The 26943-nt window shown below is 68.9% G+C and carries 23 protein-coding genes; 11 read left to right on the top strand and 12 right to left on the bottom strand.

What is annotated here, in order from left to right; genetic code table 11:
• Window positions 1–191: 191 nt before the first annotated feature.
• Complete coding sequence (locus ACZ7OI_RS46485) at window positions 192–1403, top strand: oxygenase MpaB family protein (RefSeq protein WP_470270514.1); 1212 nt, start codon at window positions 192–194, stop codon at window positions 1401–1403.
• Here the strand turns inward: ACZ7OI_RS46485 and ACZ7OI_RS46480 are convergent.
• The 3 genes from ACZ7OI_RS46480 to ACZ7OI_RS46470 form a co-directional block, all read right to left on the bottom strand.
• Window positions 1400–2542, bottom strand: a complete 1143-nt coding sequence (locus ACZ7OI_RS46480; protein ID WP_470270513.1) for a TetR/AcrR family transcriptional regulator — start codon at window positions 2540–2542, stop codon at window positions 1400–1402. The two genes, ACZ7OI_RS46485 and ACZ7OI_RS46480, sit on opposite strands and share 4 nt — an antisense overlap.
• Window positions 2543–2629: 87 nt before the next feature.
• On the bottom strand, window positions 2630–3280 hold the full coding sequence (locus tag ACZ7OI_RS46475; protein ID WP_470270512.1) for an HAD family hydrolase: 651 nt from the start codon (window positions 3278–3280) through the stop codon (window positions 2630–2632).
• Between the two features lie 34 nt (window positions 3281–3314).
• On the bottom strand, window positions 3315–4553 hold the full coding sequence (locus ACZ7OI_RS46470; protein WP_470270511.1) for an amidohydrolase family protein: 1239 nt from the start codon (window positions 4551–4553) through the stop codon (window positions 3315–3317).
• 180 nt (window positions 4554–4733) lie between these two features.
• Between ACZ7OI_RS46470 and ACZ7OI_RS46465 the strand changes: the two genes are divergently transcribed.
• From ACZ7OI_RS46465 to ACZ7OI_RS46430, 8 genes are all read left to right on the top strand, one after another.
• Window positions 4734–4952 carry a DUF3311 domain-containing protein gene (locus tag ACZ7OI_RS46465; RefSeq protein ID WP_470270510.1) on the top strand — a complete coding sequence of 73 codons (219 nt, stop codon included), beginning with the start codon at window positions 4734–4736 and terminating at the stop codon, window positions 4950–4952.
• Window positions 4953–4956: 4 nt separating this feature from the next.
• Window positions 4957–6462 carry a sodium:solute symporter family protein gene (locus ACZ7OI_RS46460; protein WP_470270509.1) on the top strand — a complete coding sequence of 502 codons (1506 nt, stop codon included), beginning with the start codon at window positions 4957–4959 and terminating at the stop codon, window positions 6460–6462.
• Window positions 6463–6475: 13 nt separating this feature from the next.
• Entirely contained in the window at window positions 6476–7012 is a 537-nt protein-coding gene (locus ACZ7OI_RS46455; protein WP_470270508.1) for a helix-turn-helix domain-containing protein, read from the top strand.
• Between the two features lie 74 nt (window positions 7013–7086).
• Window positions 7087–8022, top strand: coding sequence for a helix-turn-helix transcriptional regulator (locus tag ACZ7OI_RS46450; RefSeq protein WP_470270507.1), 936 nt, complete (start codon window positions 7087–7089; stop codon window positions 8020–8022).
• 50 nt (window positions 8023–8072) lie between these two features.
• Window positions 8073–8894 (top strand): dioxygenase family protein, encoded by an 822-nt coding sequence (locus tag ACZ7OI_RS46445; protein ID WP_470270506.1) that lies wholly within the window; start codon window positions 8073–8075, stop codon window positions 8892–8894.
• A 139-nt stretch (window positions 8895–9033) separates the two neighbouring features.
• Entirely contained in the window at window positions 9034–9396 is a 363-nt protein-coding gene (locus tag ACZ7OI_RS46440) for a YciI family protein (RefSeq protein ID WP_354747874.1), read from the top strand.
• On the top strand, window positions 9393–10592 hold the full coding sequence (locus ACZ7OI_RS46435; RefSeq protein ID WP_470270505.1) for an RNA polymerase sigma factor: 1200 nt from the start codon (window positions 9393–9395) through the stop codon (window positions 10590–10592). Before ACZ7OI_RS46440 ends, ACZ7OI_RS46435 begins: the two co-directional genes overlap by 4 nt.
• Complete coding sequence (locus ACZ7OI_RS46430) at window positions 10592–11437, top strand: carboxymuconolactone decarboxylase family protein (protein WP_470270504.1); 846 nt, start codon at window positions 10592–10594, stop codon at window positions 11435–11437. The genes ACZ7OI_RS46435 and ACZ7OI_RS46430 overlap by 1 nt, the downstream gene beginning before the upstream one ends.
• A gap of 53 nt (window positions 11438–11490) precedes the next feature.
• On the opposite strand, the gene ACZ7OI_RS46425 is transcribed toward ACZ7OI_RS46430, so the two are convergent.
• Together ACZ7OI_RS46425 and ACZ7OI_RS46420 are read right to left on the bottom strand one after the other, a co-directional pair.
• Complete coding sequence (locus ACZ7OI_RS46425) at window positions 11491–12387, bottom strand: hypothetical protein (RefSeq protein ID WP_470270503.1); 897 nt, start codon at window positions 12385–12387, stop codon at window positions 11491–11493.
• A 155-nt stretch (window positions 12388–12542) separates the two neighbouring features.
• On the bottom strand, window positions 12543–12851 hold the full coding sequence (locus ACZ7OI_RS46420) for an ArsR/SmtB family transcription factor (protein WP_470270502.1): 309 nt from the start codon (window positions 12849–12851) through the stop codon (window positions 12543–12545).
• 63 nt (window positions 12852–12914) lie between these two features.
• Here ACZ7OI_RS46420 and ACZ7OI_RS46415 point away from each other — a divergent pair, with 63 nt between their 5' ends.
• Complete coding sequence (locus ACZ7OI_RS46415; protein WP_470270501.1) at window positions 12915–13877, top strand: zinc-binding dehydrogenase; 963 nt, start codon at window positions 12915–12917, stop codon at window positions 13875–13877.
• Here the strand turns inward: ACZ7OI_RS46415 and ACZ7OI_RS46410 are convergent.
• Window positions 13874–14476, bottom strand: a complete 603-nt coding sequence (locus tag ACZ7OI_RS46410) for a TetR/AcrR family transcriptional regulator (RefSeq protein ID WP_470270500.1) — start codon at window positions 14474–14476, stop codon at window positions 13874–13876. The two genes, ACZ7OI_RS46415 and ACZ7OI_RS46410, sit on opposite strands and share 4 nt — an antisense overlap.
• A gap of 72 nt (window positions 14477–14548) precedes the next feature.
• Here ACZ7OI_RS46410 and ACZ7OI_RS46405 point away from each other — a divergent pair, with 72 nt between their 5' ends.
• A complete protein-coding gene (locus ACZ7OI_RS46405; RefSeq protein ID WP_470270499.1) occupies window positions 14549–15400 on the top strand; it encodes an oxidoreductase in 852 nt (283 codons plus the stop codon).
• Window positions 15401–15403: 3 nt separating this feature from the next.
• Here ACZ7OI_RS46405 and ACZ7OI_RS46400 read toward each other — a convergent pair whose 3' ends face one another.
• The 6 genes from ACZ7OI_RS46400 to ACZ7OI_RS46375 are packed head-to-tail and all read right to left on the bottom strand — an operon-like array spanning window position 15404 to window position 26942.
• Window positions 15404–16327 carry a glycoside hydrolase domain-containing protein gene (locus ACZ7OI_RS46400; RefSeq protein ID WP_470270498.1) on the bottom strand — a complete coding sequence of 308 codons (924 nt, stop codon included), beginning with the start codon at window positions 16325–16327 and terminating at the stop codon, window positions 15404–15406.
• On the bottom strand, window positions 16314–18464 hold the full coding sequence (locus ACZ7OI_RS46395; RefSeq protein WP_470270497.1) for a DUF6519 domain-containing protein: 2151 nt from the start codon (window positions 18462–18464) through the stop codon (window positions 16314–16316). The genes ACZ7OI_RS46400 and ACZ7OI_RS46395 overlap by 14 nt, the downstream gene beginning before the upstream one ends.
• Window positions 18465–18473: 9 nt before the next feature.
• Entirely contained in the window at window positions 18474–20600 is a 2127-nt protein-coding gene (locus tag ACZ7OI_RS46390; RefSeq protein ID WP_470270496.1) for a hypothetical protein, read from the bottom strand.
• Window positions 20597–23821, bottom strand: a complete 3225-nt coding sequence (locus ACZ7OI_RS46385; RefSeq protein ID WP_470270495.1) for a putative baseplate assembly protein — start codon at window positions 23819–23821, stop codon at window positions 20597–20599. The genes ACZ7OI_RS46390 and ACZ7OI_RS46385 overlap by 4 nt, the downstream gene beginning before the upstream one ends.
• Window positions 23818–26586 carry a putative baseplate assembly protein gene (locus ACZ7OI_RS46380; RefSeq protein ID WP_470270494.1) on the bottom strand — a complete coding sequence of 923 codons (2769 nt, stop codon included), beginning with the start codon at window positions 26584–26586 and terminating at the stop codon, window positions 23818–23820. The genes ACZ7OI_RS46385 and ACZ7OI_RS46380 overlap by 4 nt, the downstream gene beginning before the upstream one ends.
• Window positions 26583–26942: a GPW/gp25 family protein gene (locus ACZ7OI_RS46375; RefSeq protein ID WP_470270493.1), complete on the bottom strand. Its 360-nt coding sequence runs from the start codon at window positions 26940–26942 to the stop codon at window positions 26583–26585. Before ACZ7OI_RS46375 ends, ACZ7OI_RS46380 begins: the two co-directional genes overlap by 4 nt.
• Between the last annotated feature and the right edge of the window lies 1 nt (window position 26943).

Raw genomic sequence — 26943 nt, 5'->3', positions numbered from 1 at the left:
GCCCCGCGTGCGCGCGACGGGATCGGAATCAGTTCCTTGATCCGGAGCGGCGACACCTCTTGCCACCAGCCGTCCGGCGCCGTTATGTTAATGAGAAATCACTTCTTCCGAGACTGTCGACAGAGGGCGGCGAGCAGCCCCTGGCCGGTAATGGGATGGCAACGACGCCTACCAGAGAGGCAGACAAGTACATGGAGAATCTCAGCAGAAGGAAGGTGCTGACCCTCGGCGCGGCGTTGGGCATCGCGGGCATGGCGGGCACCACCGGCACCGCGTGGGCGTGGTCGGGCAAGGGATCCATCGCCGGGAGCGGCACGGGGGCTGACCCGTTCCAAGTGTGGGACGACACTGCGGACGCGGTGGCGAAGGCATTGCTGGCCGAGGGCAAGATTCCCGCGGTCAATACGGCCTGGCAGGGCTGGATCGACAACAACGCTCCGTTGCCCGCGGGCATGCCGGATTATCTGGTCGCGTATCTGAGCCAGGTCAACAAGCTTCCGTCGTGGGCGGATCCGGCCAAGCTGGCCGCTTCGGAGAAGCTTTACACCCGGTTGAGCAGTTATCTGTTCGTCTCGGAGACCCTGGGCAGCGGGATCATGAGCACCGTCATTCCGCGGGAGGCGCGGGCGGTTTACTGGTCGGCCGGCGGCGCGGACATGAAGCAGCGGGCGGCCAAGACGTTCACGTTCGGCTACGACCTGCATAATTCCAAAGCCTGGGCGCCGGACGGGCATTTTGTCGTCACGGCCAACAAGACTCGGCTCGTGCACGCCGTGGTGCGGAATTTGCTGCCGACCTCCGCGAAGTACCAAGCCGGAGCGGATCAGCCCAAGCCGATCAGCAATGGCGATATTCTGCGGACCTTCCATTCGGTGGCGACGTTCGCGCGCAGCAACATGCTCAAGTGGAACATCGCGTTGTCGGCCGCGGAGCAGGACGCGGATCTGCACGCCTGGCAGGTCGCGCTGCATCTGCTCGGCGTGCAGGAGCAGTTCATTCCGCAGACCTGGGCGGACGCGGAAGCTCAGGCGCAGCAGATGTTGTGGCCGGTGCTCGGGCCGACCGACGAAGGGGTCAACCTGGCGCAGACATTGCTCGGGTACATCGAGAAGCCGACGCTCGGGCTCGATTCCGGATTTGTCAACGAGCTGGTGCGGTATCTGCTCAATGACCAGATGGGCGATTGGCTCGGGCTCCCCCGCGATTACGCGCAGGCGGCGCTCGTGCGGATCGAGTGGCCGGCGTATGTAGCGTTTCGGGAGGGGGCGTCCAAGATCATGCCGGGCAGTTTCTACCTCTTCGACCAGTTCGTGCGCGGCATTTCGATGCTGTACCTCAACAATGGGACGTCACCCACGCAGACGCCGATCACGCTTCCGACGGCGAATCGGCCGGGCGCTTAGAGTCCCAGCGCACTCAGCAGGAAGGCAGTGACGGCGGCGCGGTGGCCGGGGGTGTCCTCCCATCGCAGCCGCCGTCCGGTTTCGACGACTGCGCCGAAGCCCGCGTGCACCAGCACGCGGGCTTGGTGCGCGTCCAGATCCGGGCGGGCCAGGCGGAGTTGTTGTTCCCAGACGGCGATGTGCTCGCGTTGGGCGAGGTTCAGCGGGCGTTGCAACGCGGCGGGAAGGCCGCCCAGTTCGGCGGCGGCGACGTTGGTCAGGGCGGTGTGTTCGAAGCTGTACGCCACGTAGGTCGCGGCTAGCACGGGCAAGGCTTCCGCGCCGGTGGTGCCGTGGAGGTTTTGTTCTACCGCCTGCGACAGGAGTCCGGCGGCTTGCAGGCAGGCGGCCGCCAGGATTTCGGCTTTGTTGGGGAAATGGCGGTAGAGGGCTGAGGGCACTAAGCCCACGGCTTCGGCGATTCGGGCGTTGGTGACGGTGGCGAATCCGTCGCGTTCGAACAGCGGGACGGCTGCGGCGAGGATTTGCGCGCGGCGGGTTCGCGGAACGGGCTGGGTGGGCAGCGAGACCGAGGGCGCGGGCACGGAGGTCGTTGCGATGGCTAGGCGCAGGGCGGATTCGGTCAGCAGATTCTCGGCGCGGTGGTGGGCGATCGACGTGCGGTGCATGGTGATCGAGCCGATCGCGCCGAGTGCGGCTACGGCGCGGAGATCCGCGTCCGGGGACGGCTGCACCACGTCTGTCACGCGCGCGACGACTCGGGCGAACTTGGCGCTCAGGACGCGGCGGTCGGCTCGGTCGAGGTAGCGGGCCTCCCAGCGGTACAGGCCGCCGGACTCGCGGTGGGCGACCGTGACGCGGGCCAGCGGGCGGAGGACGTCGTCGGCGGGGGCGTCAGCGGGGACGGCGTCCAGCGCGGCGACCAGTCGGTCTGCCATCACGTTGGCGCATTCGGTGAACAGGGCGTACTTGTTCGGGAAATGCCGGTACAGCGCCGCCGCGGTGATTCCGACGGCGGCGGCGATCTCTTCCATGGACGCCGCGTGGTAGCCGCGTTCGCTGAAGGCCCGGCCCGCCGCTTCGACGATGAGCTGCTTGCGGTTGCGCGGACGGGTGGCCGCAGCCGGTTCGGAGGTCACTGCGGACCCCGAGCACCCGGATGCGGAAGTATGGCCATGCCGGCCAGTCAATCACGAGACGGGCGGGTCTTCACGCGGGACGCGGGGTCATCGCCACCGCTTGATCCAGGTCAGGAGTTCCGCGTCCCGCAGGGACGGGACCACGACGTCGGCGGGGAATTCGGTGCCGGGCAACGTCGGGACGCCTACCACCGGCACGCCAGCGGCGCGGGCGGACCGCAGGCCGGTCATCGAGTCCTCGAAGGCGAGGGCCGACGCCGGGGCCACGCCCAGCCGGGCGCAGGACGTCAGGTAGATCTCCGGCGCTGGCTTTGGCTCGGCGACCTCGTCGGCGGCCACGCTGATCTGGAACTCGAAACCGCCTCGCGCCAGTGCGGCTTCCAAGAGCGCGCGGGGCGAATTGCTGGCCACTGCGACCGGTACCGCGGCGGCGGCCAGTTCGACCAGTTCGTGGGCGCCGGGCATCGCTTCGGCCTTGGCGGACACCACTTCGGTCACCATGGCCAGCAGTTCGTCCGCGATCGCGGGGCCGTTGCCCGGTTCGCCGAACACCTCGGCCATGGTGTCGGCGGCCGCGGCGACTGATTTGCCGATGACCAGCGCCTTCTGCTCCGGACCGAACGGGAGGCCACGGCGGGCGAACAGCTCGGTTTCGGCGACGGACCAGCAGGGTTCGGTGTCCATCAGCAGGCCGTCACAGTCGAAGACGACCGCCTCTGGCGTCCAGTCGAACAGCATCAGGTCCCCCTCCAGGCAGCAGACCTTCAGTCTGTCATCGCCCGGCTCCCTGTTCGAGGTTTCGGCGGATTCGGTCCCTGGCCGAGGAGTCGCCGGTTCCCCAGTCGGTGCTGCGGACTTCGTGGTGGAGACCGTCGGCCATGACGAAACGGGGGTGGCGCAGGGAAGCCAACGACTCGGTCGGGTCGCCGGCTACCGCGATGAGGTCCGCGCGGAGGCCAGGAACCACTCGACCGGTTACGTCCGCCAGGCCGCAGACTTGCGCGGCGATTGAGGTGGCGCTGGCAAGTGCTTGCCGGGGAGTCATTCCGGCCTCGGCGAAGGTGTCCAGGCAGTCCGCGTAGCGTTCGAAGTGGACTAACGGGATTCCGGCATCGGTTCCGGCGACGATGTTGGCACCCAAGGAAATCAGTGCGCGGAGGTTGCCGACGACGGCGTCGCGTTCGTCCCACGGACACATGTAATCCGCTGCGGTGCAAGCAGTGTTCATCGTCGGGCTGACGGCGATTCCGCGCGCGACGATCATCTCGGCGATCCGGGGGTCGAACTGCGTGCCAGTGCGGGTGACCCAGCCGCAATGCTCGATGCAGTCGACACCGGCGAGTACCGCTCGTTCGATGCCTTCGACGCCCAAGGCGTGCGTCGTGACCGACAATCCGCACGAGTGCGCTTCAGACACCAAGGCAGTGAGCTCATCCACCGTGTAGCGCGCTTCGGACGGATGGCTGCCGGGGGTCATGAAGCCGCCGGTGGTCATGACTTTGATCAGGTCGACGCCGTCGTCAGCGTGTTGTTTGACCATCGTGCGGACCTGGTCGACGCCGTCCGCGATCCCGCCCATCGACGCGGCATGGCCGCCGGTGACGGTGATCGGAGCGTTCGCGGCGAGCATTCGCGGGGTGGCTTCCGGTGTGACGGCAAGGAAATCCCGCACGCGGGTGCCCAGGGTGCCGGGTGCGCCCAGATCGCGCGCGGTGGTGACGCCAGCGTCCAGCAACCGGTGCGCGTTGGCGATCATCCGGCGGGTCAGCGCCTCGTCGTCGACGGACATTTCCAGGGTGACCTCGCCGGCACCTGGGTCCTGGCAGAGGTGGACGTGACAGTCGATCAATCCGGGCATCAGGGTGACGTCGCCGAGGTCAGTCACCTCGCCGGCGGGGGCGGAATTCCTTGGCCCGGCATAGACAATCACGCGGTCCGCGACGGCTACGGCGGCGTCGTGGATCACTGAGGCGGACGCGTCGGTCAGCAGCCGCGCGGCGGTGAAAATCATGTCTGCCTCCGGTATTCCGCGAGAGCTTTCGTCAGCCACAGTGAACAGCCAGCACTTCCACTGCGCAACCCTCTCTTGCGTCCACCCGATCGTCGTCATTGACGCGACACAAGTCATCGCTCACACTGATGCACATTCACTCAGGCTGAACACAGAGACGTGGGTAGCTGAGGAGCGATCATGGCCCGGACCGCCAACCGCCGCTGGCATTGGCTTCTGCTCATCGTCCCGTTCGTGTGGTGCGTCGCGGCGATTCCCCTCGTCAACCGGATCGACTACGCCTTCGGCTCGATCCCGTTCCTGCTGGTGTGGATGACCGCGGGCGTCCTGATCGGCTCCGGCGCGATCGGTCTCGTCTACGCGATCGACCGCCGCCGCGGCGACCTGGACCAGGTGTAGCGCGATGGCACTGGCGCTCGCTCTCGTCATCGCGGTCGGCTCGATCGTCTGGGGCACCGTCGCCGCCGCGCGCGGCCGGACGATGAATCTGCAGGAATGGTCCGTCGGCGGACGCCGGTTCGGCACCTGGCTGTTCTGGTTCCTGCTGGTCGGCGAAACGTTCACCACGTTCGCGCTGCTCGGCGCCTCGCAAGGCGTGTTCAGCAACGGCGCGCCCGGGTTCTACGTCCTCGGCACGGTCGTGCTGACCGCGGCGGTCGGCTACTGGGTGGTGCCCAGGATCTGGCGCGCGGGCAAGCAGCACGGCCTGGTCACCATGGCCGACTACTTCACCACCCGCTTCGAAGCCCGCTGGTTCGGCGGGCTGGTCGCCGTCTTCGGCATCGTCGCACTGCTGCTGTACGCCCAGGTCCAGCTGACCGGGCTGAGCCTGATCCTGGCGAGCCTGTTCGGCGGGGAAGTCCCGTCGCTGGTCTACGTCATCGCCGGCGGGGCGCTGGTCGCCGGGTTCGTGCTGGTCGGCGGGATGCGCGGAGCCGCGTTCACCGCGATCGTCAAGGACGTGCTGCTGATCGCGATTCTGCTCGTGGTCGCGATCGGCGCGGCGAACGCGGCCGGCGTGAGCGGTCCGCTTGGCGTGTTCGACGCGATGAAACAAGCGCATCCGAGCGGCGCGACCCTGCCCGGCCTTCACGGGTCGACCGCGACGAACACCTGGTGGTGGATGAGCTTCCTGCTGCTCACGCCGCTGGGCTCGTTCGCGCTGCCGCACATGTTCCAGGTGTCCTACAGCGCGAAGGACGTCGCGACGATCCGTCGCAATCAGGTGATCCAGCCGCTGTATTCGCTGTTCTACGTCCTGATCGTGATGATCGCGCTCGCCGCGGTGCTCGCGCTGCCGAAGCTGACCGACAAGCAGGCCAACGCGTCGCTGCTGATTTTCGTGCGCGAGAAGTATCCGGAATGGGTCATCGGGTTACTCGGCGGCGCGGGCATTCTCGTCGCGCTCGTGCCGACCGCCGTGCTTGTCCTCGCGGCCAGCAGTCTCTTCACCCGCAACGTGCTCGGGGCGCGCTCGACGAAATGGGCCTCGTCGCTGACTGCGATGCGCATGGGAGTTCTTGTTTTCACTGCGCTTTCCGTACTTCTTGTCGCGCACAGCAACGAAAAGCTGTTGAGCATCATGACGAGCGTGTACAGCGCCGTCGGACAGCTGGCCCCCGCGCTGTTCCTCTCGATGCTGTGGCACCGGGTCACCGCGCCCGGGCTGGCGGCGGGTGCGTTGTGCGGCGGGCTGATCGTCAGCGTGCCCGCGCTGGGCTCGCTCGTCGCGCACACCATGCCGCCCGGAACCGTCGTCGGACTGCCGGCGCTCGTCGTCAACTTGATCGTGACGGTGGCGGTCAGCCTGGTGACCCGGCCGCCGTCTCAGACCGCGGTCGACGTCGGGGCCGGGGACCGCTCACCGGCCCCCGCGGAGGCCGGTGACCTGCGCCGGAGCGCCGTTTGACGATAATGATCGGGTGACCGTGACGAGGATCCGCGAGTTCCGCACCCTGCGCGGGCTGACCGTGCGCCAGCTTGCCGACCAGGCGGGAGTGTCGACCGGCTTGATCAGCCAGGTCGAGCGGGGCGTGACCGACCCGAGCCTGGAAACCATGCGGCGCATCGCCGAGGTGCTCGACGTCCCGCTGTTCAGCCTGTTCCAGGAGCCGGACGAGGAAACCGTCGCGGTGATCCGGCACGACGACCGATATCGGATCTCCTCGCCGCACCACGCGATCACCTACACCCGCGCGTCGCCGGGCGGCGCGAAGCTCGAAGTGCTCGAAGGCGTGCTCGAACCCGGCGGCGTCTCGTCCGACGAACTGCGCTCGCATCCGTCCGAGGAATGCGTGGTGGTGATCGCCGGACGGCTGACCGTCCAGGTCGGCGAGCAGACGCACGTGCTCAAGACCGGCGACAGCTGTCACTTCGATTCGGCGATCCCGCACCGCTTCCGCAACGACGGCCGGACCACCGCCCGGTTCCTCGTCAGCGTCACTCCACCGAGTTACTGATACTTCCGTCGGAGGCATCCGCCCGCGAATTGGTCTAGACTTTTCGTTCCGAAACCGGCGAAAAGGACGGACTGATGCGTGGGACGACGGTGCCCCCGGGAATGTGCTGCAGACCGGTCAAAACCGGTGAACTTCCGCTGCACCGGCTTGAGGTGCCCGCGCCCGACGCGGTGCCGTTCGCGGTCGGCTCTTTCGACGCGGTGGGACCGTTGTCGCGGGCGGAATTCCCGCACCGGCACACATTCTACGAAATCGTGCTCGTCACCGGCGGGACCGGCGCGCACGTCGTCGACCTGACGCGGTGGGAGCTGAGCCCGCCGCACCTCGGCGTCGTCACGCCGGGCCAGGTGCACCATTGGGAGGCGAGCGGGCTCACCGGATCGGTCGTGCTGTTCACCGACGACTTCCTTTTCGACCATCCGGCCGACCGCGAAACCCTGCGCAGGCTGCGCGAACGGCCGTGGCTGCGGCTGGACGGGACCGAGCACGACCGGACCGCGCGGCTGATCGCCGAACTCGAGGAGGAATTCCGCCGAGGCGGCGAGGACGGCGAATCCGTGCTGCGCGCGCTGCTGCACGTGCTGATCGTGCGCGCCGGAAGGCTTCCCGGCATTCCGCCGGCGCCCGCCCCCGTCCGTGCCCGCGCGGTAGCGGCGGAATTCGCGCAGCAGGCGGAAAAATCCGAGCTGGGACTGTGGTCGGTGCGCGCGCACGCCGAACGGCTCGGCGTCACTCCCGGCTACCTCACCGAGGCCGTCAAGGCGGCAACCGGGCGTACCGCGGCGGAATTGGTGCGCGAGGCGCGAACCCAGGAGGCGAAACGGTTCCTGCTGCGGACGAATCTGTCCGTGCGGCAGGTGGCGAGTCGCGTCGGATTCGCCGATCCAGCCTACTTTTGTCGGTTCTTTCGGCGTGAAACCGGCTTGAGCCCCGGCGGATTCCGCCGCACCGGCGACACCGCCCCGAAGATTCACCACGACTGCATGACTCCGTCCATCGCTGCGGGCTGATCTTCTCCCTACGGTCGAGGGGAATCCCGAGCCCCCACCGAGGAGCAGGCATGAACGAAGACAGGAAGTTCAGCCGCAAAACAGTGTTGAAAGCCGCGCTGGCCGCCGGAGTCGCCGCGCCGGTCGCGCTCGTCGGCGGTCCCGCGCTGGCCCGCACGAATTTCGCGGGCGGGCAGAAGGTCGAGCCGACCCCGTACTGCCACGACGGCGACGAGCCGACGATCGACCAGACCGAAGGCCCGTACTTCACGCCGGGCTCGCCCGAGCGCAGCGTGCTCGTCGACGGGAACACCCAGGGCACGCGGCTGACCGTGAGCGGGTACGTCTTCGGAACGGCCTGCCAGCCGATCGGCCGCGCGCTGCTGGACTTCTGGCAGGCGGACGACAACGGCGCGTACGACAACGTCGGCTACAACTTCCGCGGCCACCAGTACACGAGCGACCTCGGCGAGTTCAAGCTGACCACGATCGTGCCCGGCCTCTACCCCGGCCGGACGCGGCACATCCACGTCAAGGTGCAGGCCCCCAACGAGCCGATCCTGACGACGCAGCTGTACTTCCCGGGCGAGCCGCGGAACAACACCGACACCATTTTCGACCCGCGGCTGCTCATGACGGTCCGCGACGCCCCGAACAACGCCAAGGAGGCGGCGTTCGACTTCGTGCTGAACGTCGCGCAGACGCCGACCGGCGGACCGACCACGGGACCTCCGACCGGCCAGCCGGGCGGGACGTCCTGGGCCACCGGCAAGGCGTACACCGCCGGTACGCGCGTCACGTTCAACGGGGTCGGCTACGTGTGCCTGCAGGGCCACACCGCCCAGCAGGGCTGGGAACCGCCCAACGCGCCAGCGTTGTGGCAGAAGGGCTGACCCCCTCCTGAAGAGAACGGCGGGCTCCCCCGGGCCCGCCGTTCTCCGTTTTTCCGGGAAGCCCGGTCCGCGCTGTCGAGTTACGGTCGACTCATTCGTCTTCCATTACGACGACGCCGGACCGGCTCTCGGAGGACACATGCTGTACCTGCTGGTGATCTACAACTGCGACCGTCCCGAACCGGGCGATCCGGCCTTCCCGGACGCGCTGGCCAGGGTGAACGCGTTCGCCGACGAATGCCGCCGGCGCGGGGTGTTCGTGTCCGGGCATCCTCTTCAGGGCGAGCACACCGCGACCACGGTCAGCGTCCGCGAGGGGAAGACGCTGATCACCGACGGGCCGTTCCTGGAGACCCACGAGCATCTCGGCGGCGTTTACGTCCTCGACTGCCGCGATCTCGACGAAGCCCTCGAGCTCGCCGCGCTGTGCCCGATGGCCGAGGTCGGCACCGTCGAGGTGCGGCCGGTCGCCGGCGTGCCTGGGCTGTCCCACCAGGCATGACCTCGGCGTTGCTGCGAGAGGCCTACCGCGAGCACCGGGCCCGGATGCTCGCGGCGCTGGTCCGCGTCCTCGGCGACTTCGAGCTCGCCGAGGACGCGCTGCAGGACGCGTGCGCGCTCGCCCTGCGCAACTGGGGCGACGAGCCGCCGGACGACCCCGTGGCGTGGCTGCTGACCGCCGCCCGCAACAGCGCGATCGACCGGCTCCGGCGCGCCCGCCGCGGCCAGGAGAAGCTCGCGCAGCTCGAAGAGACCACGAGCGCGGCACCGGCCGAGAAGCGCCTGCTCGAGATCGGCGACGAACGGCTCAGCCTCGTCTTCACCTGCTGTCACCCCGCGCTCGCCGAGGAAGCGCGCGTCGCGTTGACGCTGCAGGCGGTGGCCGGGCTGACCGCCGGGCAGATCGCGCGGACGTTCCTGGTCAGCGAGGCGACGCTGGCGCAGCGGCTGGTGCGGGCCAAACGCAAGATCCGCGACGCTGGGATCAGCCTCGCGGTCCCGCCCGATCATCTGCTGTCCGAGCGGCTGTCCGGGGTATTGGCGGTGCTGTACTTGATCTTCACTCAAGGCTACACCTCGCCGGAGCATCGGGAGCTGCGGCAGGAAGCGATCCGGCTGGCGAAGCTGGTCGCGACGCTCATGCCGGACGAACCGGAAGCGCTCGGCCTGGTTTCGCTGCTGCTCGTGCACGATTCGCGCGCCGCCGCCCGGTACACGCCCGGCGGCGACGTGGTGTTGCTCGAAGACCAGGACCGAAGCCGTTGGGACCACAGCGAAATCGCCGAGGCGATCGGACTGCTGGACCGTGCGCTGCGGTTCGGGATGGCGGGGCCGTATCAGCTGCAGGCCGCGATCGCCGTTCAGCACGCTCAGGCGCGTTCCGCGGCGGACACCGACTGGGCGGCGATCGCCGGGCTGTATCAACGATTGCACGAAACGAATCCGTCGCCGGTGATCGCGTTGAACCACGCCGTCGCGGTCGCCATGGCCACCAGCCCGGCAGAGGGCCTAGCGCTCATCGACGGCATCGAAGGCCTTGACCGGTACCACCTACTGCACGCCGCGCGCGCCGATCTGCTCCGCCGCCTCGGCCGTACCGCCGACGCGATGGCCGCGTACCGGCGCGCGCACGAACTCGCCGTCAACCCAGCCGACCGGCGATTCCTCGCGGGCCGCTTAGCCACTTTGGAGTCCTGATGAGACTGTCCATTCTCGACAACGGACATCGCCTGCGGGCCAAGCTGTTCCTGTCGATCACCTCGAAACAGCCGCCGGACATCGTGAAAATGCTGCTGTACCGTCCCGGTTTCCTCACCCGGCCGCTGCTGGACATCACCGTTCCGGCGATGCGCGGCCCGTCGTATTGGACGGCAGGCGAACGCGAATTCCTCGCCATGTCAACGGCGTTGCTGCACGAGTGCCCGTTCTGCGTCGACTCGCACGCGGAGCTGACCCGGATCGCCGGAACCGGTGAGATCGACCCGTCGCGGCCGGACGCGGCGCGGCCCGAAGTGCGCGCCATTCGGGCGTTCCTGGAGACCGTCACGCTGAACCCGGAGCAGATCGTGCTGCCGGATCTTCCGCCGGCGGCGATTCGCGAGGCGCTGCGGGTGAATCTGGTGTGGAACGTCGTGAACCGGCTCGCGAACGCATTCGGTTTCGTGCTCCGCGAAGGTCAGCTGGAGAGCGGAACCCGTGCCCTGCACAAATTCGGGTACCGGTTCCCGGGCTTCCTGCTCGCCGGCGGTCCGGCGGACACGCACGAGGACCCGGTGGAGAACATGCGGTATTCGGTGTTCACCGCGCCCGCCGTGACCGATCAGGCGCTTCGCCGCGCGGCGGCGAGCGGCGACGGCCTGCCCGCGCCGTTGCAGCCGTTCGCGACGAAGGTCCGCGACGCGTCCTACCGGCTCACCGACGCTGATTTCGCCGAGCTGGCCGCGAAATACCAGGAAGACGAGGTCTACGAGATCACCGTCGCCGCTGCCGTCGGTGCCGCGTTGCGCAGTTTCGATGCCGCGCAACAGAAAGTCGACGCCTAACGCGAACCGGCGGCCGGGGTGCGATACCCCGGCCGCCGGTTCCTGTTCTCCGCTCAGGGGCGGTAGAGCTCCTTGGCGACGTCGATGTTGTCGTTCTTGTCGACGTGGATCTCGGCGAGCGGCGGGGTCGGGCCGGCCAGGGCCTCCATCAGCGCCTGCTCGGTGCACGGGTTCGTGCCGCGGCCCTGCTGGTCGATGGCCACGTCGCCGCCCGGGCACAGTTCGGCCGCGCCGAACACCTGCGCGGTCTTGCTCACCGGCAGCCGGTAGGTCTTGCCGTCGCCGGGAACCGGCACGAAGTGCCCGTTGTCCGCGCCGCCCTTCTTCCAGGTGATCAGCTGGAACTGGGCCATGTTGACCGAACGGTCGAAGCCGGTGAACTGCACGGTCTGCGTCGTGTTCGGGAAGCGGCGCGTCGGGGCGGCGGGCTGCTCGCCGGAGCCCTTGCCCGCGGTCGGCGCGGTCTTGATCATGAACTCGCTGCCACCGTCCTTGCCGCAGTTCACGACGCCCTGGGTGAATTCTTCTTCCGCACCCAATGCGCAGTCCCAGTGTCCTTCAATTCCGAGAACACGGTGGCCGGGGCCCTCGCCCTGCGACGGCGCCAATTCGTAGTACTTCGTCATCACAGTGAACGCTTCGGTGCAGCCGGGAATGCTTCCGTTGGTGCTCTGCACCGCGATCAGATCCATTTGCTTGCCGCCGGCCGGGCCGACCTGCCCGCCGAGCTTGCTGCAGTTGACGTCGCCGTTCGACGTGGCCGCGGTGCCCGCCGCACCGGCCGAACCGCCCTGCGGGCCCTGCTTGACCGCCGCCGCGTCGGAAATGCTCTTCGCCGCGGAACCATTTCCGTCGACATTGTTTCCGCTGCACGCGGAAAGCAACGCGGTCGCGGCGACCGCCCCGCCGACCATGACCAGCTTCATCGACTTCATCGCGGTGAATCCCATTGTGCGCTCCCCGTGTCTTTGGCGAATCTCTAACCCCAAAGACGTGAAGCACCGAATGACGTTGCTCGGAAGTTCCGCGGAAAGCCATAGTTGCCCCAATGTCGCCCCCGCCTGGTCCGTGCGGGCAGGACCTCGGCGGGCCTCGCAACCCCGGCCTAGAACACGTCGCGCAGGGTCTCCAGGAGGAGGGCGATGTTCGCCTCGTCGCGGCGGTAGTAGGTCCACTTGCCCCGCCGGGTGGCGACGACCAGCCCCGCCTGCCGCAGCATCGCGAGGTACTGCGAAGTGGTCGACTGGCCGAGGCCCACGCGCTGCTGGATGTCGGTCACGCAGACGCCGATCTCGACGTCTTCGCGCTCCTGACCGGGGAAGCTCATCGGATCCTTGAGCCAGACCAGCATCTGGCGGCGGGTCGGGTTGGACAGGGCTCGGAACACCGCCAGCAACTCCGCCTCCGAGAACACCGGACGATCCTAACGCGCACTTTCATATTGACAATTCGCGATATGTAGATCTATGTTGGCCGCATGCCGACTTCGATGCGCGTGGCGGAACTCGTCCGCTTCGGGGCCGCGGACGCCGCGTTCGCCGCCCGTGAGCTGCCAAGACCCGTTCCCGGACCCGGACAGGTGCTGGTACGCGTGGAGGCCACGTCCGTGAACCCGCTCGACCTGCAGACCCGGCGCGGCGACTACCAGGACCAGGTCGCGCTGCCCGCGGTGATCGGCAACGACGTGTCCGGCGTGGTGGTCGAGACCGGCCCCGGGGCGGACGACTTCCAGCCGGGCGAGGACGTTTGGTACCTGGCGCCGGTGTTCGCCGGGCCGGGCACGTACGCCGAGTTCCACGTGGTCGACCAGGCCCTGGTCGCCCGCAAGCCCGAGGGGTTGTCGCACGTCGAGGCCGCCGGTCTCGCGCTCGTGGGCGTGACAGCGTGGGAGGCGCTGGTCGAACGCGCCGGAGTGCGGGCCGGGGAACGGGTCCTGGTGCACGGCGGGGCGGGCGGGGTCGGTTCGGTCGCCGTGCAGCTCGCCAACGCGCTGGGAGCCGAGGTGGTGACCACCGCGCGGGCGAAGGACCACGAGTTCGTCACCGGACTGGGCGCGCACGTCGCGATCGACTTCTCCGCCGGGGACTACGTGCCGCAGGCCCGCGCGGTGGACGTCGTACTGGACACGGTGGGCGGCGACACCCTGACTCGCAGCCCGGAGGTACTCGCCGATCGCGGTCGCGTTGCGTCCATCGTGGACATCCCCGAACCGCAGAACCTGCTCGCCGCGTGGGGCGTCAACGCGACCTACCACTTCCTGTTCGTCAGCCCCGGGCGCACGAAGCTCGAGTCCCTCGGCCGCCTGGTCGACCTGGGCAAACTCCGGCCGGTGATCGGGGCCGTGCTGCCGCTGTCCGACATCGCGAAGGCGCACGCCTTGGTGGAAGGCGGTTCCGCTGGCGGACGTCCGCGCGGCAAAGTCGCCATCGCGGTGGGCTAGGTCGTGAGGCCGAGCGCCGCCAGCCACACCCGAGTCAGCGTCGCCGCCGCGTCGTCCAGCGAGCTGCCGGCGACAAACGCCTGGTAGAAGACGCGTTCGGTCATCCAGACCAGCGCCGCGGCGACCTCCGCCGCGGTTCCGGACGGCAGTCCGGCGCGCTCGGCGACACCGCGCATGGTGTCGGCGAGCGCGACCACCGCGGAACGCCACGCCTGGTCGATCGCCGGAACCGACGGCGACAGTTCGACAGCCGTGCGCATCACCGTGCCGTGCTCGCGCCACATCCGCGCGGTCTGCTCGATCCCCTGCCGGACCGCGTCGCCGGGAGCCGCGGCGGCCGCGTCCACTGCGTCGACCTCGGTGCGCAGCTTGGTCACCGTCCGCTCGACCAGCGCGGCGAGCACCTCGTTCTTGGACCCGAAGTAGAAGTAGAGCGCGCCCCGGGTGATCCCGGCCTCCTGCGCGATCGTCGCGACGGTCATGCACGATCCGCCCGTCGAGTTCAGCTGCTGCTCCGCCGCGTCGAGAATCGCGCGTTCGCGCAGGTCTCCCTTGGTCGGAGCCGTCCGGCGACGCGGGCGGATGTCTCGCTCTTCCACCTGCACGTTCTATCACGCCGACTATTTTTGACGCAGTGCAGATTTTTCTCAACACGGTGTAGAGTCGGCTTCATGACCAAGATCTTCCTGATCACCGGCGCCAGCTCCGGCCTCGGCCGCGCGTTCGCCGAAGCCGCGCTCCAAGCCGGCCACACCGTCGTCGGCACCGTCCGCAAGCAGGCCGACGCTTCGGAGTTCGAGCAGCTCCAGCCGGGGAAATCCCTCGCGCGCCTCCTCGATGTCACCGACGACGACGCCGTGTTCCGGACCGTCGACGAGATCGAGGCCGAGGTCGGCCCGATCGACGTCGTCATCGCCAACGCCGGGTACGGCCACGAGGGCGTCTTCGAAGAGTCGACGATGGCGGAGCTGCGGGCACAGTTCGAGGTGAACGTGTTCGGCGTCGTCGCGACCGTGAAGGCAGTGTTGCCATATCTGCGACAGCGGCGGCGCGGGCACATCCTCGGCGTCACGTCGATGGCCGGGCTGATCACCGTGCCGGGCACGTCCTTCTATCAAGGCAGCAAGTACGCCGTGGAAGGCATCCTCGAAACCGTCGGCAAGGAGGTCGCGCCGTTCGGCGTGCACGTCACCGCGATCGCGCCGGGATCGTTCCGCACCGACTGGGCGGGCCGGTCGATGGTCCGCACCGACCGTTCCGTGCCGGACTACGACCAGGTCATGAACCCCATCCGGGAACACCGCCTCGCCGCCAGCGGCAACCAGCTCGGCGACCCGCGGAAGGCCGCGGAGGCCGTGCTGCGCATCCTCGACGTCCCGAACCCGCCCGCGCACTTGGTCCTCGGCTCGGACGCGCTGCGTCTCGTCGCGAATGGCCGCGCGGCGGTCGACAAGGAGATCGAGGAGTGGGCCGAGCTGAGCCGGTCTACCGACTTCCCGGACGGAGCCCAGCTGTCTGGCTGAGCCTTAGCCCACGTACGCGGTGAAGGAATGCTTGGCCTGGTACCAGATCGAGATGCCGATGGCCCCGGCCGCGGCCGCGCTGCGCAGGTCCAGCGGGCCGGGCCGGTCGGAGAGGAACGTGAAGTTCCGGATCTGCGCGCCCGGCACGAAGTCGCCCTGGGTGCCTTCCTTGGTCGAGCGCACGAAGTCCATCTGCTTGATCTCGATGGTGTCGCCGTATCCGGCGAACAGATACAGATACGGCGGACGGCCGGCGAGCGGAATGTAGAAGTGGTCGCCGTTCGGGGCTGCGGGAATCAGCATCAGAGTCTCCTCGTCATTGCCGGGGGCGGGCCCGGCGCCGCCGCCGCCGGGAAGCGGGATGTATTGCTCGTCGATGTCGCACGTGATCCGGTCGACCTTGACCTTGCCGTCGTTGCGCTGCCACAGATGGGTCCAGGTCTTCTCCGCGGCCGTGGGCTGCGAACCGCAGCGCCAGTACCAGGACACGGCCCCGGCGTCGTGCACCGCGCGCAGCGTCTCGGAAAACCCGTAAAACCCGGCCCGGTTCCGGCCGACCACGCTGGCGAACCCGTTCGCGAACCGCACGACGTCGTCGAGCTGGTAGGCCGCCGCGTGGGCGTCGGCGGCGCAGGCCATCAGCGCGGAGTCCGGGACGCCCATGCCGCGCGCGTCGGCGAGGCCCGCCTGCCCGAACGCGACACCGCGCGCGAAGTCGTCGTCGTTCCCGCTTCCCCACGCGTCGTCGGTGCCCAGTTCGATGACCAGTGCGACGGTCATCCCGCCGCCGACGAGAGTCCGGTATTCGGTGCCGGTGAGCCGTTTCGTGCCGCGGCCCAGCCCGGCGTAGCGGATCACGCCGTCGAAACCGGCCGCCTTGAGCGCCGACGGGCTCGGCGGCCCCTCGGAATAGTCAGCCCAGCGCATGGTGGTCCGCCCCGGTTTCGGCGTAGCTCGGCGGCCGGTTGGAGCCGAGCAGGATCCGCGTGAGCCACGGCGGCATCTGCGGTTCGAGCTGACGCAGCAACGCGTACACGATGGCCAGCACGACCGGGACGATCACCTGGTTGCCGAGCCCGGCCACCGCGTCGGTCACCGAAGCGGGCAGGCCGAGCGAGACGAGCCACGCGACGAGCGCCGACCACAGGCCGGGGACGACGGTGCGCAGCCAGGAGGTGAAGTGGTCGCCGAGTTGCGTGGTCGGTTGGGTGGTCTGTTGCGGCATGGCTGGTTCCTCCGGCTCGGTGGCGGGTGTGGTCGGGGGCGCGGACGGCTCGGTGGTGGCCGGGGGCTCAGGTTCGGCCGGTTCCGTGGCGAGATCCGCAGCGAGCGGGTCGACGGAATCGGCCGATGCCGGGGTGAGATCCACCGTGGGCGACTCGACGGGATCGGCCGGTTCCGGGACGTCGAACGACGTTTCGGCCGGATGCGGCAACGCCGAGCTGATCCCCGGCGAGGGCGTGGACGAACCGCCGTTCCCGCCCGCCCCGGCGGTCTTCGCCGCAGGAGCCGGGCTCGCCTTCGGCTGGAGCGCCGCCGAGCCGGAGGCCGCGGTCGCACCGGCTGATTTCTCCGCCGCGAACACCACCGAATCAGTCGGATGCGCGACCGGCGGCGCATCGATCTCGGCCACCTTCTTCGGGGCCTCCGCAGGAGGTGCGGGCGCGACGGGATTCGGTCCCGGCCGGAAGAGCGGTTCGAAGGCGTCCGGCGGATGGCTCACCTTGCCGTCCCCGTCGAGCACGCCCAGCACCGCGTAGCGGTATTCGACCCCGTGCGGCGGCATCGGACGCGGGCCGTCGTCGTCGCGAGGCCATTCGACGTCTCCGGTCACCGTGCGGGCCGGGATCTGCCAGAAGTCGCCGCGCCGATAGGTGCCCGGCTGACCGGCCGGGACCTCCGCCGACGATCTCGGCGGGGCCTCGAACCGGACCTGGACGCCGTCCTCCAGGTCGATCCAGGTGTTCTCGACCAGCGGCACCGCGCCGTCCTCGCTGTCGTCCGGGGCGAGATGGTCCCAGCGGCGCAGGAACGGATGCAGGTCCGCGTCGGAGCCGGGGCCGCAGCGTCCGTCGAGTTCGTCGTCCAGCGTGACCAGCCGGTCCGCCGGGTCGATCGCCACGACTTTCCGCAGTGCGGGCGCGGATTCGGGCCGGTCCTCCGCGGGGAGGTCGTCCGCGACGCGGGTGGCGGCCGCGTCGTCGAGCAGTTCGACCCAGTCGCCGACGTCCAGGTCCAGTTTGCTGTCCCGGCCCAGCGTGCCGAGGGTCACCGTCGCTCCGGACACCGAGACGATCGGGAACACCACCGACGCGTTCTCCCGCGACCATTTGAAAGTCGCACCGTGCAGCGTTCGACCGAAACCCTTGGTGGGCGAGGAATCCGTCCATCCGCGACCACCGGTGTGCACCTCGACGCGGTACAGCTGGTTCTCCTGACCGCGGAACCGCGCTTCCGGCGGCAGGTGACAGGCATCGGTGTCGCCCGGATGTTTCGCTTGGGCGGAGAGAAGGCCGGGTTCCGGGTTCAGGGATTTCCGGAAGGTCTCGAAATCGTCGACGGTCGTTCCCGCGCACCAGGCCACCTGCCAGACAACTTTGGCCCGCGCCGCGGTGTCCGGACCGGGGTCGCCGAGCGCGATCTCGCGGATCGCCGGGTCCTGCACCGCGGTGATCAGCCGTTCCCACACCCGCAGGTACACCACGAACGGCCCGGTCTCGGGGAGTTCGTCCTTCTCCGGGTCGAGGTAGCCCTCGGGTTGGGTCCAATAGGTCGTGGCCTGGTCGTTCTCGACCAGCAGTCCGTCGACGTATAGCCGGCCGGCCGAGATGCTCAGGTCGTCAATTTTCGAGTGGTCCTGGTGCGGGTCGATCCGGAACCCGTGCGCCCCGGCGGGCGCGGCGGACTGGCCGAGCAGATCGGCCACCGTGGTCCGGAGCTGGTACAGCAGGATCGCGGCCTGCTCGTTCGCGTCCGCGTCGAGCTGGACCCGGCCCTGCTGCGCCAGCACCGCGGAGAAATGCTTCAGCGAGTCGAAGGTGCGGCGCGAGAAGTCGGCTTGCATGACGGTCTCCTAAGTGGCGAACAGGATGCCGGCGTCCGTGCCGGCCGGGGTGTACTCGGCGAGCCGCAGCCGGAGACTGTCCTCGCGTTGCGGATGGAAAAGGTCGTGGAAGACCCCCATTTCCGAACCGTCCTCCGCGCCGCGGCTGATTTCTTCCGGCCCGGACCGCGCGAGTTGCGCGTAGCCCGGGGTGCCGTAGCGGACGGAGGTGAACTGGGGGACGACGCGGACCGGATCGCCGGAATGCTCCGGCTCGCAATGGAATCGGGGCGGGGTGCGCGAATTCTCCGGCAGCCAGCAGAACCGCACGCAGCCGGCTTGACGCCGGGCGATCCGCACCCGACCGTCCATAATGGAGTTTTCGAGCAATCCGGCGGCATGGGCGAAGACGGAACCCAACACCGTGCACCGGCGAATGTCGACCACCGCGTGCGCACAGCCGTCGTCCGAGCCGCTCAACGCGGCGAGGCCGGGTCCGGCGGCATCGAGAATGCTGTCGCTGAGCCGGATCTGGTTGGGTTCGCGGTGCACTTCGTCGGCGGTGACGAGGATCGTGCCGAGGATGCTGTGTTCCACGCGGAGACACGCTGACGTGTCAGTGAGTTCGACACTCGCCTCTTCCTCGTGTTCCGGACAGCATCGCGTGTCGAGCGACCACCCCGGCACCAAAGTGCAGTGCCGCAAGGCGAACTGCCCGACCGGACCGTGCACCTGGACGCTGCGCCCTGTGATCAGGAGCCCGTCGAAGACGACCTTGGGCAGCGGATCGTCTTTCGCGCCGCGGTCGCTCCCGATGATCCGCAGCGCGTCCGGACGGTTGCTGGTCCAGTCGAGCAGGCGCAGCACCGGACGTTTCCCGTCGGCCGCCCGCAGGGTCAGGCAATCGCCGCGGTCGACCACCAGCTTGATTTGTTCCTGATACGCCCCGCTGTCGGTGAACTCGATGACCGCCTTGCGCGCCTTCGGATTGGTTTCCTTCGCCCGCTGCCACTCCTCGACGGCTTCCATGACGAATTCGTGGTGCCCAGGACCGACGCGATAGACGGGCTTCACTGCGTCCGTCTCGCGCGGATACTCACCAGCGCCGAGGTCGCCGGAAAACCCGTAGTGGTAGTCGACCCACACCCCGGATTCCGGCGCCTGCCGGGCGGGGAAGGCGATCCGGCCGAGCACCGGGTCGAGCGCGACCTTCCCGTGCGCGGGCCGGTAACGCCAGCCGGACAGATCCGCGGGCACGATGTCGGCCAGCGGGATCGGATTCCCGTCGCTGAGGTAGACGCACAGGCTCTTCTCGGGTCCATAGTAGACCGCCGGACGCTCGGCAAAAGCTTGCCGTCGAATGAAAACCGGCACGTTCGTCTCGTCGGCGATGTGATTCGGCGACGGCTCCCGCACCGGAGAAACGATCAACGGAGTGTCGTTGCCGAGGATGCTGAACGTGAACCGGGTCCGCGCCCGGTCCTCGCAATACGCGGGCCCGCGCGTGATCGAATACGGCTTCAGCCGCCACACGTACAGACCGATCTCCGGGATGCCATAGCGGCCGGTCCCCCGGTGCGACGTGATCCGCCGGACGTCGGTCGAATGCGCCAACTCGTCGAACGGCCCGTCGAGCCGGTCGAGCGCGTCGGCTCCGTGAAGGTCGGCCAGTGCTCCCCTGGTCAGCCTCCTCCGGTCGGCTCGCGGGTCTCGGCCGTGCAGCCGGATGGCTTGCGAAACCGCCAGCAGCTGACGGAATTCGACCGCCCGCGCCGGCCACTCCGCGACATCCGCAGCGAGCTGTTCCAGCAACGCCAAGGTCCCTTTGCGCCGCCGGTTTCCGACGGTGTGCGCGACATCGCGGCGAGGCGCGAGAGCCGACAACAGCCGCCGGGCCGCCGCCGATCCCGTCGCGAGCGTTTCGTCGGCGCCCGGCAGGATCTGGTACCCGACGAGATCGCCGAGGTACGGCGCAACCCAGTCCTGACAGGTCTCGATGAACCAGTCCGCGTACTGCGCGTCCAGGTCTGCGCCGATCAGGTCGGCCTGTTCGGTGATCACGCCGAGCAATGCCTTCAGCGGCCCCGCATTTTCCTCGTCGTGCCGCCGGTAGACCGACGGCATCAGCTCGTAGAGCCGGTCCGGATTGCGAGTCACGGAATCCTCACCACCATCAACGCCTCCGGAACCCCGGCCGGGAGCACGGCGAGCCGCGCGGGCCGGATTCCGCGGTACACAGCCAACTTCTGTCCCGCCTCAAGCTCCGTCGAATCCAGCCCCGGGTTCAACCGGACCAGTTCGTCCACCGTCAGCCCGTGCCGGAGCGCGATGGTCGTCAAGGTGTCCGCACCGAACGAATCCACGAAGCCCACCTCGTCGAAAACCTCCTCGAACCGCGCCCCGGACGCCCCGACGCACGGCTTCGCCTCGGTGAGCCGGTCCGCGACCGTGGCCAGCTCGATCGGCGTGACGTCGCCGCCGATGCCGTCGAACACAGTGATCGCGGCGTAGTCGACACCCGGCACGGCCTGGATCGCGGCGAACGCCTCGCTGAGGAACGCAGGTTCGCCGAGTTCCCTGCGCGCAAAGGAAAACTTGTCCAGCAACGCGGCGCGCACCGCGGATTCCACCAGCTCCCACGAGTAGTCCGGCAGCACCTTGATCCCGGCGCGCAGCACGAGCAGCACTCGTTCCCGCACCGCGACTCGCACCTCGACACCGCGATCGCCGAAGCCGGCCAGCGCCGCTTCCAACGCGACCACCGAGCCGGAGGACGAGTCGATCCGCGCGTCACCGGTCGCCGCGACCGTCACGTGCACGACCCGCCGTCCGCCGTCAGACAGCTTGACTGCCTTGGCTTTCCCGATCCCGGCCCGCGCCCGCGTGAAGTCCTCGTAGTCGCGGACCGACACCAGCCGGTCGAGCGCGAGCATCCGCAGCGGAATCGACGCCCGGGCGTCGGCCGGTCCGTCGCCGTCCGCTCCCCCGCCGGACGCCAGCGGGTTGGTCACCGCGCGCACGCCCGGCGGCCGGCCGGTAGCCTGGCTGATCTGCCCGGCCGCGACATTCCCGTCGTGGCCCGCGCCGATCCGGTAAGCCGCCGTCACGTTCTCCACCCCCGCGGGAATGCGCGCTCCATGGACACCGTCGCCGAACCGAAGCGAGCGGGTGCCGCCCGCGCCGACGGAGACCTCGTAGTCGTGACTCGTCGGCCCGGACCACACCAGTCCGTCGGTTTCGTGCCAGCGCACGCCAGCCACGCGAGCGATGAGGGTGCTCTCCGCGCCGGAAGCGTTGGCGGACGGCCGGAACGTGAGCGGGTTGCCCGCATTGGCCTGGCGCAGCTGGAAAATCTGATTCGCGACGCCCGGGTCTCCGCTGCCCAGCACCTCGGTGCGGGTCTCGCCCTGGTCCGCCTCCACGACGTTGCCGTAGACAGTCACGGTGTCCCGGCGGTAGCGGTAGGACAACTCCGTGGCCAGCGACAGGAACGTGCGGACCCGGCTGCCGTAGCGGGTCGGTTCGACTCGCTGCCGGATCCCGGCGGCCATCGTCACCTCGGCGGCCTGGACCCCGCTGGTGTGCGGCACGTCGGTGCGTTCGCCGGACACCACCAGCCACCGTCCCGGCCGCAGCCCGTCGTAGACCCGCGACAGCTCGATCTCGGTGCCTTCGACGTCCTTAGTGATCGGGTCGCCAACCGCGGTGAGCGTTTCGCCGCGCGCCCAGACGACCGTGCCCGCCGCCGGAACCGGCGAAACGACCTGGTTCACCGTGATCTTGGTGACCTGCTTCTTCCCGACCGGCTCGGACTTTCCCGGAACAATCACGTCCACGCTGGCCAGCTCCACCAATGTCACTTGCGCGGCGGACTGCTGACCGTCCGGCGATTCCAGCACGACCCAGCTGCCGCCCGCGATGCCGTCGTACACCGCGTCCAGCCACACCTTCGTGGTGCCCGCCGGGTCCGCCTGCGCGCCGGCCGGGCGAGCGATCGCGACCGCTCTGGTCCGCATCACCTGGAGGCCGGACAGCGCGGGCGGCGGCGCGATCTGCTCGTTCGCCCAGGCGTGGTGCAGGTTCTGCCCCAGCCGGGGGTCGGCCTCGATGAGCAGCTTCGGGTGCACGTCCGAACCGGCGTGGAACAGCTGATCCACTGTGGACGGAAGATCGACCGCCTTGCGCGGCGGACGGGACGGCTCTCGACGCAGCCACGGCAGCACCGGGGTGAGCCCGACCAACGCCGCCCCTCGGTCGCAATCAGTGCCATAGCTGCTTCCGCATCCCTCGAAGCGGTATCCCGGCGACGAGCAGAACAGTGCCCTGGCGAAGTTGCCCAGGTAGCGCAGCTCCGGATGGCTTTCGCGCAAAGCCGCGGTACAGAGCTTCAGCAGCACGTCCGTCGCGTCCGAAACCGGCCCGACGAAATCGCGGAACCAGTCCTGGATCGCACAGCTCGCGTGCGCCCGGGCGAGCGCGGCCTGCTCCGCCAGCTCGGTGCTCGCCTGGTAGGCCGTGCGAGCAAGGACATAGGTCACCGTGGCCGAGGTGCCGAGACTGGCCAGATAGGTCTGGGTGGCGGTCAACGCCTTTACCGTGTGGTCGCTCCAGGGCGACGACGCGGGCCGGAGGTCCAGTGCGGTTCCGATCGCCTTGAGCAGGTCGGCGATCGCCTGGTTCAGGTCGTCGAGACCCGAGGTGACCAGCTTTACGGTCGTCCGATTGGCCTGGAAGTCCGCAGCCGCTTCGGCGACCACGCGGATCCTCGGCGGGAACGTGCCGAACAGCAGGAGCAACCGGTCCCCCGGCTTGAGCGCCGCGGTGGTGCCTTGTACCCCGATCCTGGGGATGTCGCGGGCGCTCTTGTCGGTGATGTCCACCGGGTCGGCAGTGGCGACCTGGAGCGCGTTCCACTCCTCGCGGGCTTGGAGTTCCGTCGTGGTCTCGAACGTCTGCGGCAGCTGGTTCTGCGCGGGCACGCTCTTCGCTGCGGTGCCCGCCGGAATCACCGTCCGCGCGCCGGGATCCAGCGTGTACGCGAGATACGTGGTCGCCGCCAGCGCGGGTCGCGGCGTGTAGCCGACGAGAGCGCCGAGGTGGTTGAGCGATTCGGGTTCGGCGGCGGTCCGCAGGTAGCCCTCGTTGGCGATCCGCTCCTGGTAGAAGGTCAGCACGTCGCCGACGACGGCCCAGCAGTCCAGCAGCGCGATCGCCGGGTCGTCCGGGTCGCGCGTGGTGAGCGGGGCCAGCGCCGCCCGGCTCGCCAGCCGGGCCAGCATCGACTGGCGGAACCGCGCGTAGGTGCCGATCCGCCGCGACAGCGCGGGCAGGCCGGGGCGCTGGTAGGTCGTCGCCGGGGTGGTTCGCGCGCCGTTCATCGTCCGCCTGCCAGGTCGAGGGTGAGCTGCCCGTTCTCGGGACGGCTCGGGTCGTCGTCCAGCTGCGCCACCTCGAGCGGCCCGATCGGCAGGACGCCGGTGGCGAGTGCGGTGCCGGGCGGGCCGAACAGCCGCTCCAGCCGGGTCACCTCGGCGTGCCGGACCCCGGGTACCGCCGCCGCGGCCGCGACGAGCCGGCCGACCCGGATCGGCGTGCCGAAGGTGAGGCGATCCGGCTGGAAGAACGCGCCGAGAGCCCGCCGCAGAGCCGTCCGCACGTGTCCGGCGATGTGGTCCGGCAGCACCTCGACGTGCACCGTGAGGTCGAGCGGGACGAGGGCCGCGGTGAAGACCGAAAGGTCGTGGCCGATCCGGCGGTAGCGGTACAGCCCGGCGCGGGTTTCGTCGAGCAGCCAGCTCGGCGCGACCTCCGTGCCGAGCGGATCGATCGCGACCTGTGCCTCGTACCAGCTGCCTGTCCACCGCAGGTCGCCCGCCGCCCGTTGGACGCTCGGCGAGGCGCCGGCCAGCGTCGCGTAGTCGTCGGCCGTGATGGCGCGCAGCAGACGACGACGGACCTCCTGCGGAGCACGCCGGCGGACCTCGGGCACCGGCTCGGGATCCACCCCGCCCTTAGCAGGCAAAGGATTCCGCACGTTTCGGATGCCGGGTACGTCAGTGCGGTCGAAGATGATGCTGCTGATGGCTTCGCGGCCGACGTTCCCGGCCAGACCGGTTCCCACGCGCAGTGACGCGGTTAGCTCGCCGCCTAAGGGAAACTTCGCGCCATTGCGGCCGTCGCCGAACCGCAGCACGGTCGCACCGGTATCAGTGACCTCGCCGACGAAGTGCCGGTCCGCCGGTCCGCTGTCGAGCAAATCCCGCTGTGGCAGCCAAATGCCATGATTTCGGTCAGTGACCGTCACCGCGGGCAGCGCCGCGCGCGGATCCGGTTGCGCGGCGAGACTTGCCGGACCACGGAAGGCCGCACGGTGCTCGTCGAGCTTCGCGCCTTCGTCCGCACCCCAGCTCTGACCGATCTCCCAGCCCTCGTTCTTCGCCGTAAGCACGTATCCAGCACGCGCCTGGCGGATGAGGTCTTTCAACCGTTCCAGTTTGGTTTCCAGCAAGTCGTCGAAACACGCCAGCAAGTACCGCAGCGCCCGTCGCGGATGCTCGCGGAGGTGCAGCTTCTTGACGAGCTTGGCCCCGAAAAGCACGGTGACGAACTTAATGTCCTCTTCGGACAGTTCGCTCCGCCACAGCTTGATCAGCCTCGCGCGGATCCGGCTGGGGAGGCCGACCAGCCATCGCGCCTGCGCGGCCGCGACGTCGGCGGGATCCGGGAACGGAACGCTCTGCGTGACCGGCTGATGTCGCAGCTGCGGCTGAACAACCACCGGCAATGGCGGGTAAGCAGGTTTGGGTTCAGCCTCGCCGCAACCGCAGTCACAGTCGCGCGGACACTGCGGTTCCTCCGGCGCGGGGTCGGGAACGCAGTGGCACTCCGGGTCGATCCGCTTGCCGTGCTCAACCAGCACCACGTTGCCGCGGGCGACGCCGACCTCAAGGTCGACACATTCGGGTCCGCCGCGAGCGTTGACGCACAAGGGGTAGGTGAGCGCATCTTCGCGAGCCCACGTCACCTCCAGCAGCTTTTGCTGGTACAGCTCGTCTTCCGTCTCGCTCACCGACGTCAACCGGACTGCCTGCCGGTGCGTGTGGTCAGCGTCGGCCGGAAGACCGGACGGCACGCCGATCAGTTCCTCGAAGAGCAGCACGTCCCCGGAAGCGAGACACAGCGCCCGGTCACTGTCCACAAGGGTCGCCGAAGTCGCCCCGGCGGGCAGGCAGCAGTCGTGGTCGCCCCACGTCCAGAGGCTGATCCGGTTGCGCGCGGGGATCAGCCGAACCTCTTCGTCGTGGACCGGCTCGAATACCTCCGATGCACCGCGAAGATCGCTTTCCCTCAAGGAGGTGCCGGGCAGCGTGCTAAACCGGAAAGTCCCCTTCGGGAGCGAGACCTCCTCGTCCGCTTCGATACACACCCAAGCCCGCGCGGAACATCCGTCGTGCATCGGGTAGTCGACCAGCCGGGCGTGCCGCCGCACGGAAACACGCAGCCTTGCGGTGTCCAGATACGCCTCGGTCGCCACGGCGTCTTGCTGATAGCTCAGCCGGTCGCCTTCGTAGGCGAGCAGTTCCGTGAGCATGATGCCGATGTCGGGGACGTGTCGTTCGGTCCAGGACGGCATCGTCAGCTTCAACCGGTCCAGCAGGAGTTGCCGGAAGCTGGCGTAATCCTTGCTGAGGTAATCGATCTCGACCACGGCTTCGGCCGGTGGCACGCTTTCCTCGACCGGCGCGCAGTCGACGTCGCCGCAGCTGCCGAACGTGAAGTCCACATGGGAGTACCGCGGATCGAAGCCCGGATACGGCCTCGTCCCCGGTTTGCCGATCGGACCGCATTCCACAATCGACAACCGGTAGGCCGACAGATCTCCGGCCCGGTCGACCGTCAGCCGCACCGCTTCGGCAAGGTCGGGATCGTCGCTCGCCCACAGTTCGACCGCGACGACAGCGATCCCAGTCACGCGCCGACCGCCGTCGATCCGGAAGTTCGCCGGTACCAGCTCTTCCGGTGCCTTGCCGAAGAATCCCACCGTGAGGCTGCGACCGTCGTCGCTCACGCCCACCGAGTCGATCCCGTTGCCGCCCGCGACGCGCACATCCGCCCGGCGGCGTTCGTCCGCACAGCCGATCATGCCGCCCTCCCGGTGATGACGTCCTCGCGCCGTTCGCCGGTCGCGAGGAGGACGTAGCCGATCTCGATCCGCAAGGTGCTTTCCTCAGCGGTGACTTCCAGGTGCTGCACCGTGATCACGTCGCCGAGCCAGCGGTGCAACGCTCCCTCCGCCGACGCCTGCACCGCCGCCGCCAGCTCCGGGCTGTTCGGTTCGAACACGAGGTCCAGCAGCCCGCAGCCGAAGTCCGGGCGCATCACGCGCTCCCCTGGCGTCGTGAAGAGCAGTTGCTCGATCAGGTCGAGCACGTGGTTGGCGTAGCCGGTTTCCGCGACCCGGCCGCGCTGGTCGAAGTGGAACGGGAAGTCGATGTCCACA

The sequence above is a fragment of the Amycolatopsis sp. NPDC114503 genome (genome assembly GCF_055633655.1).
The sequence above is the reverse complement of the archived record's forward strand: the minus strand, read 5'-3'. Positions and strand labels throughout refer to the sequence as shown.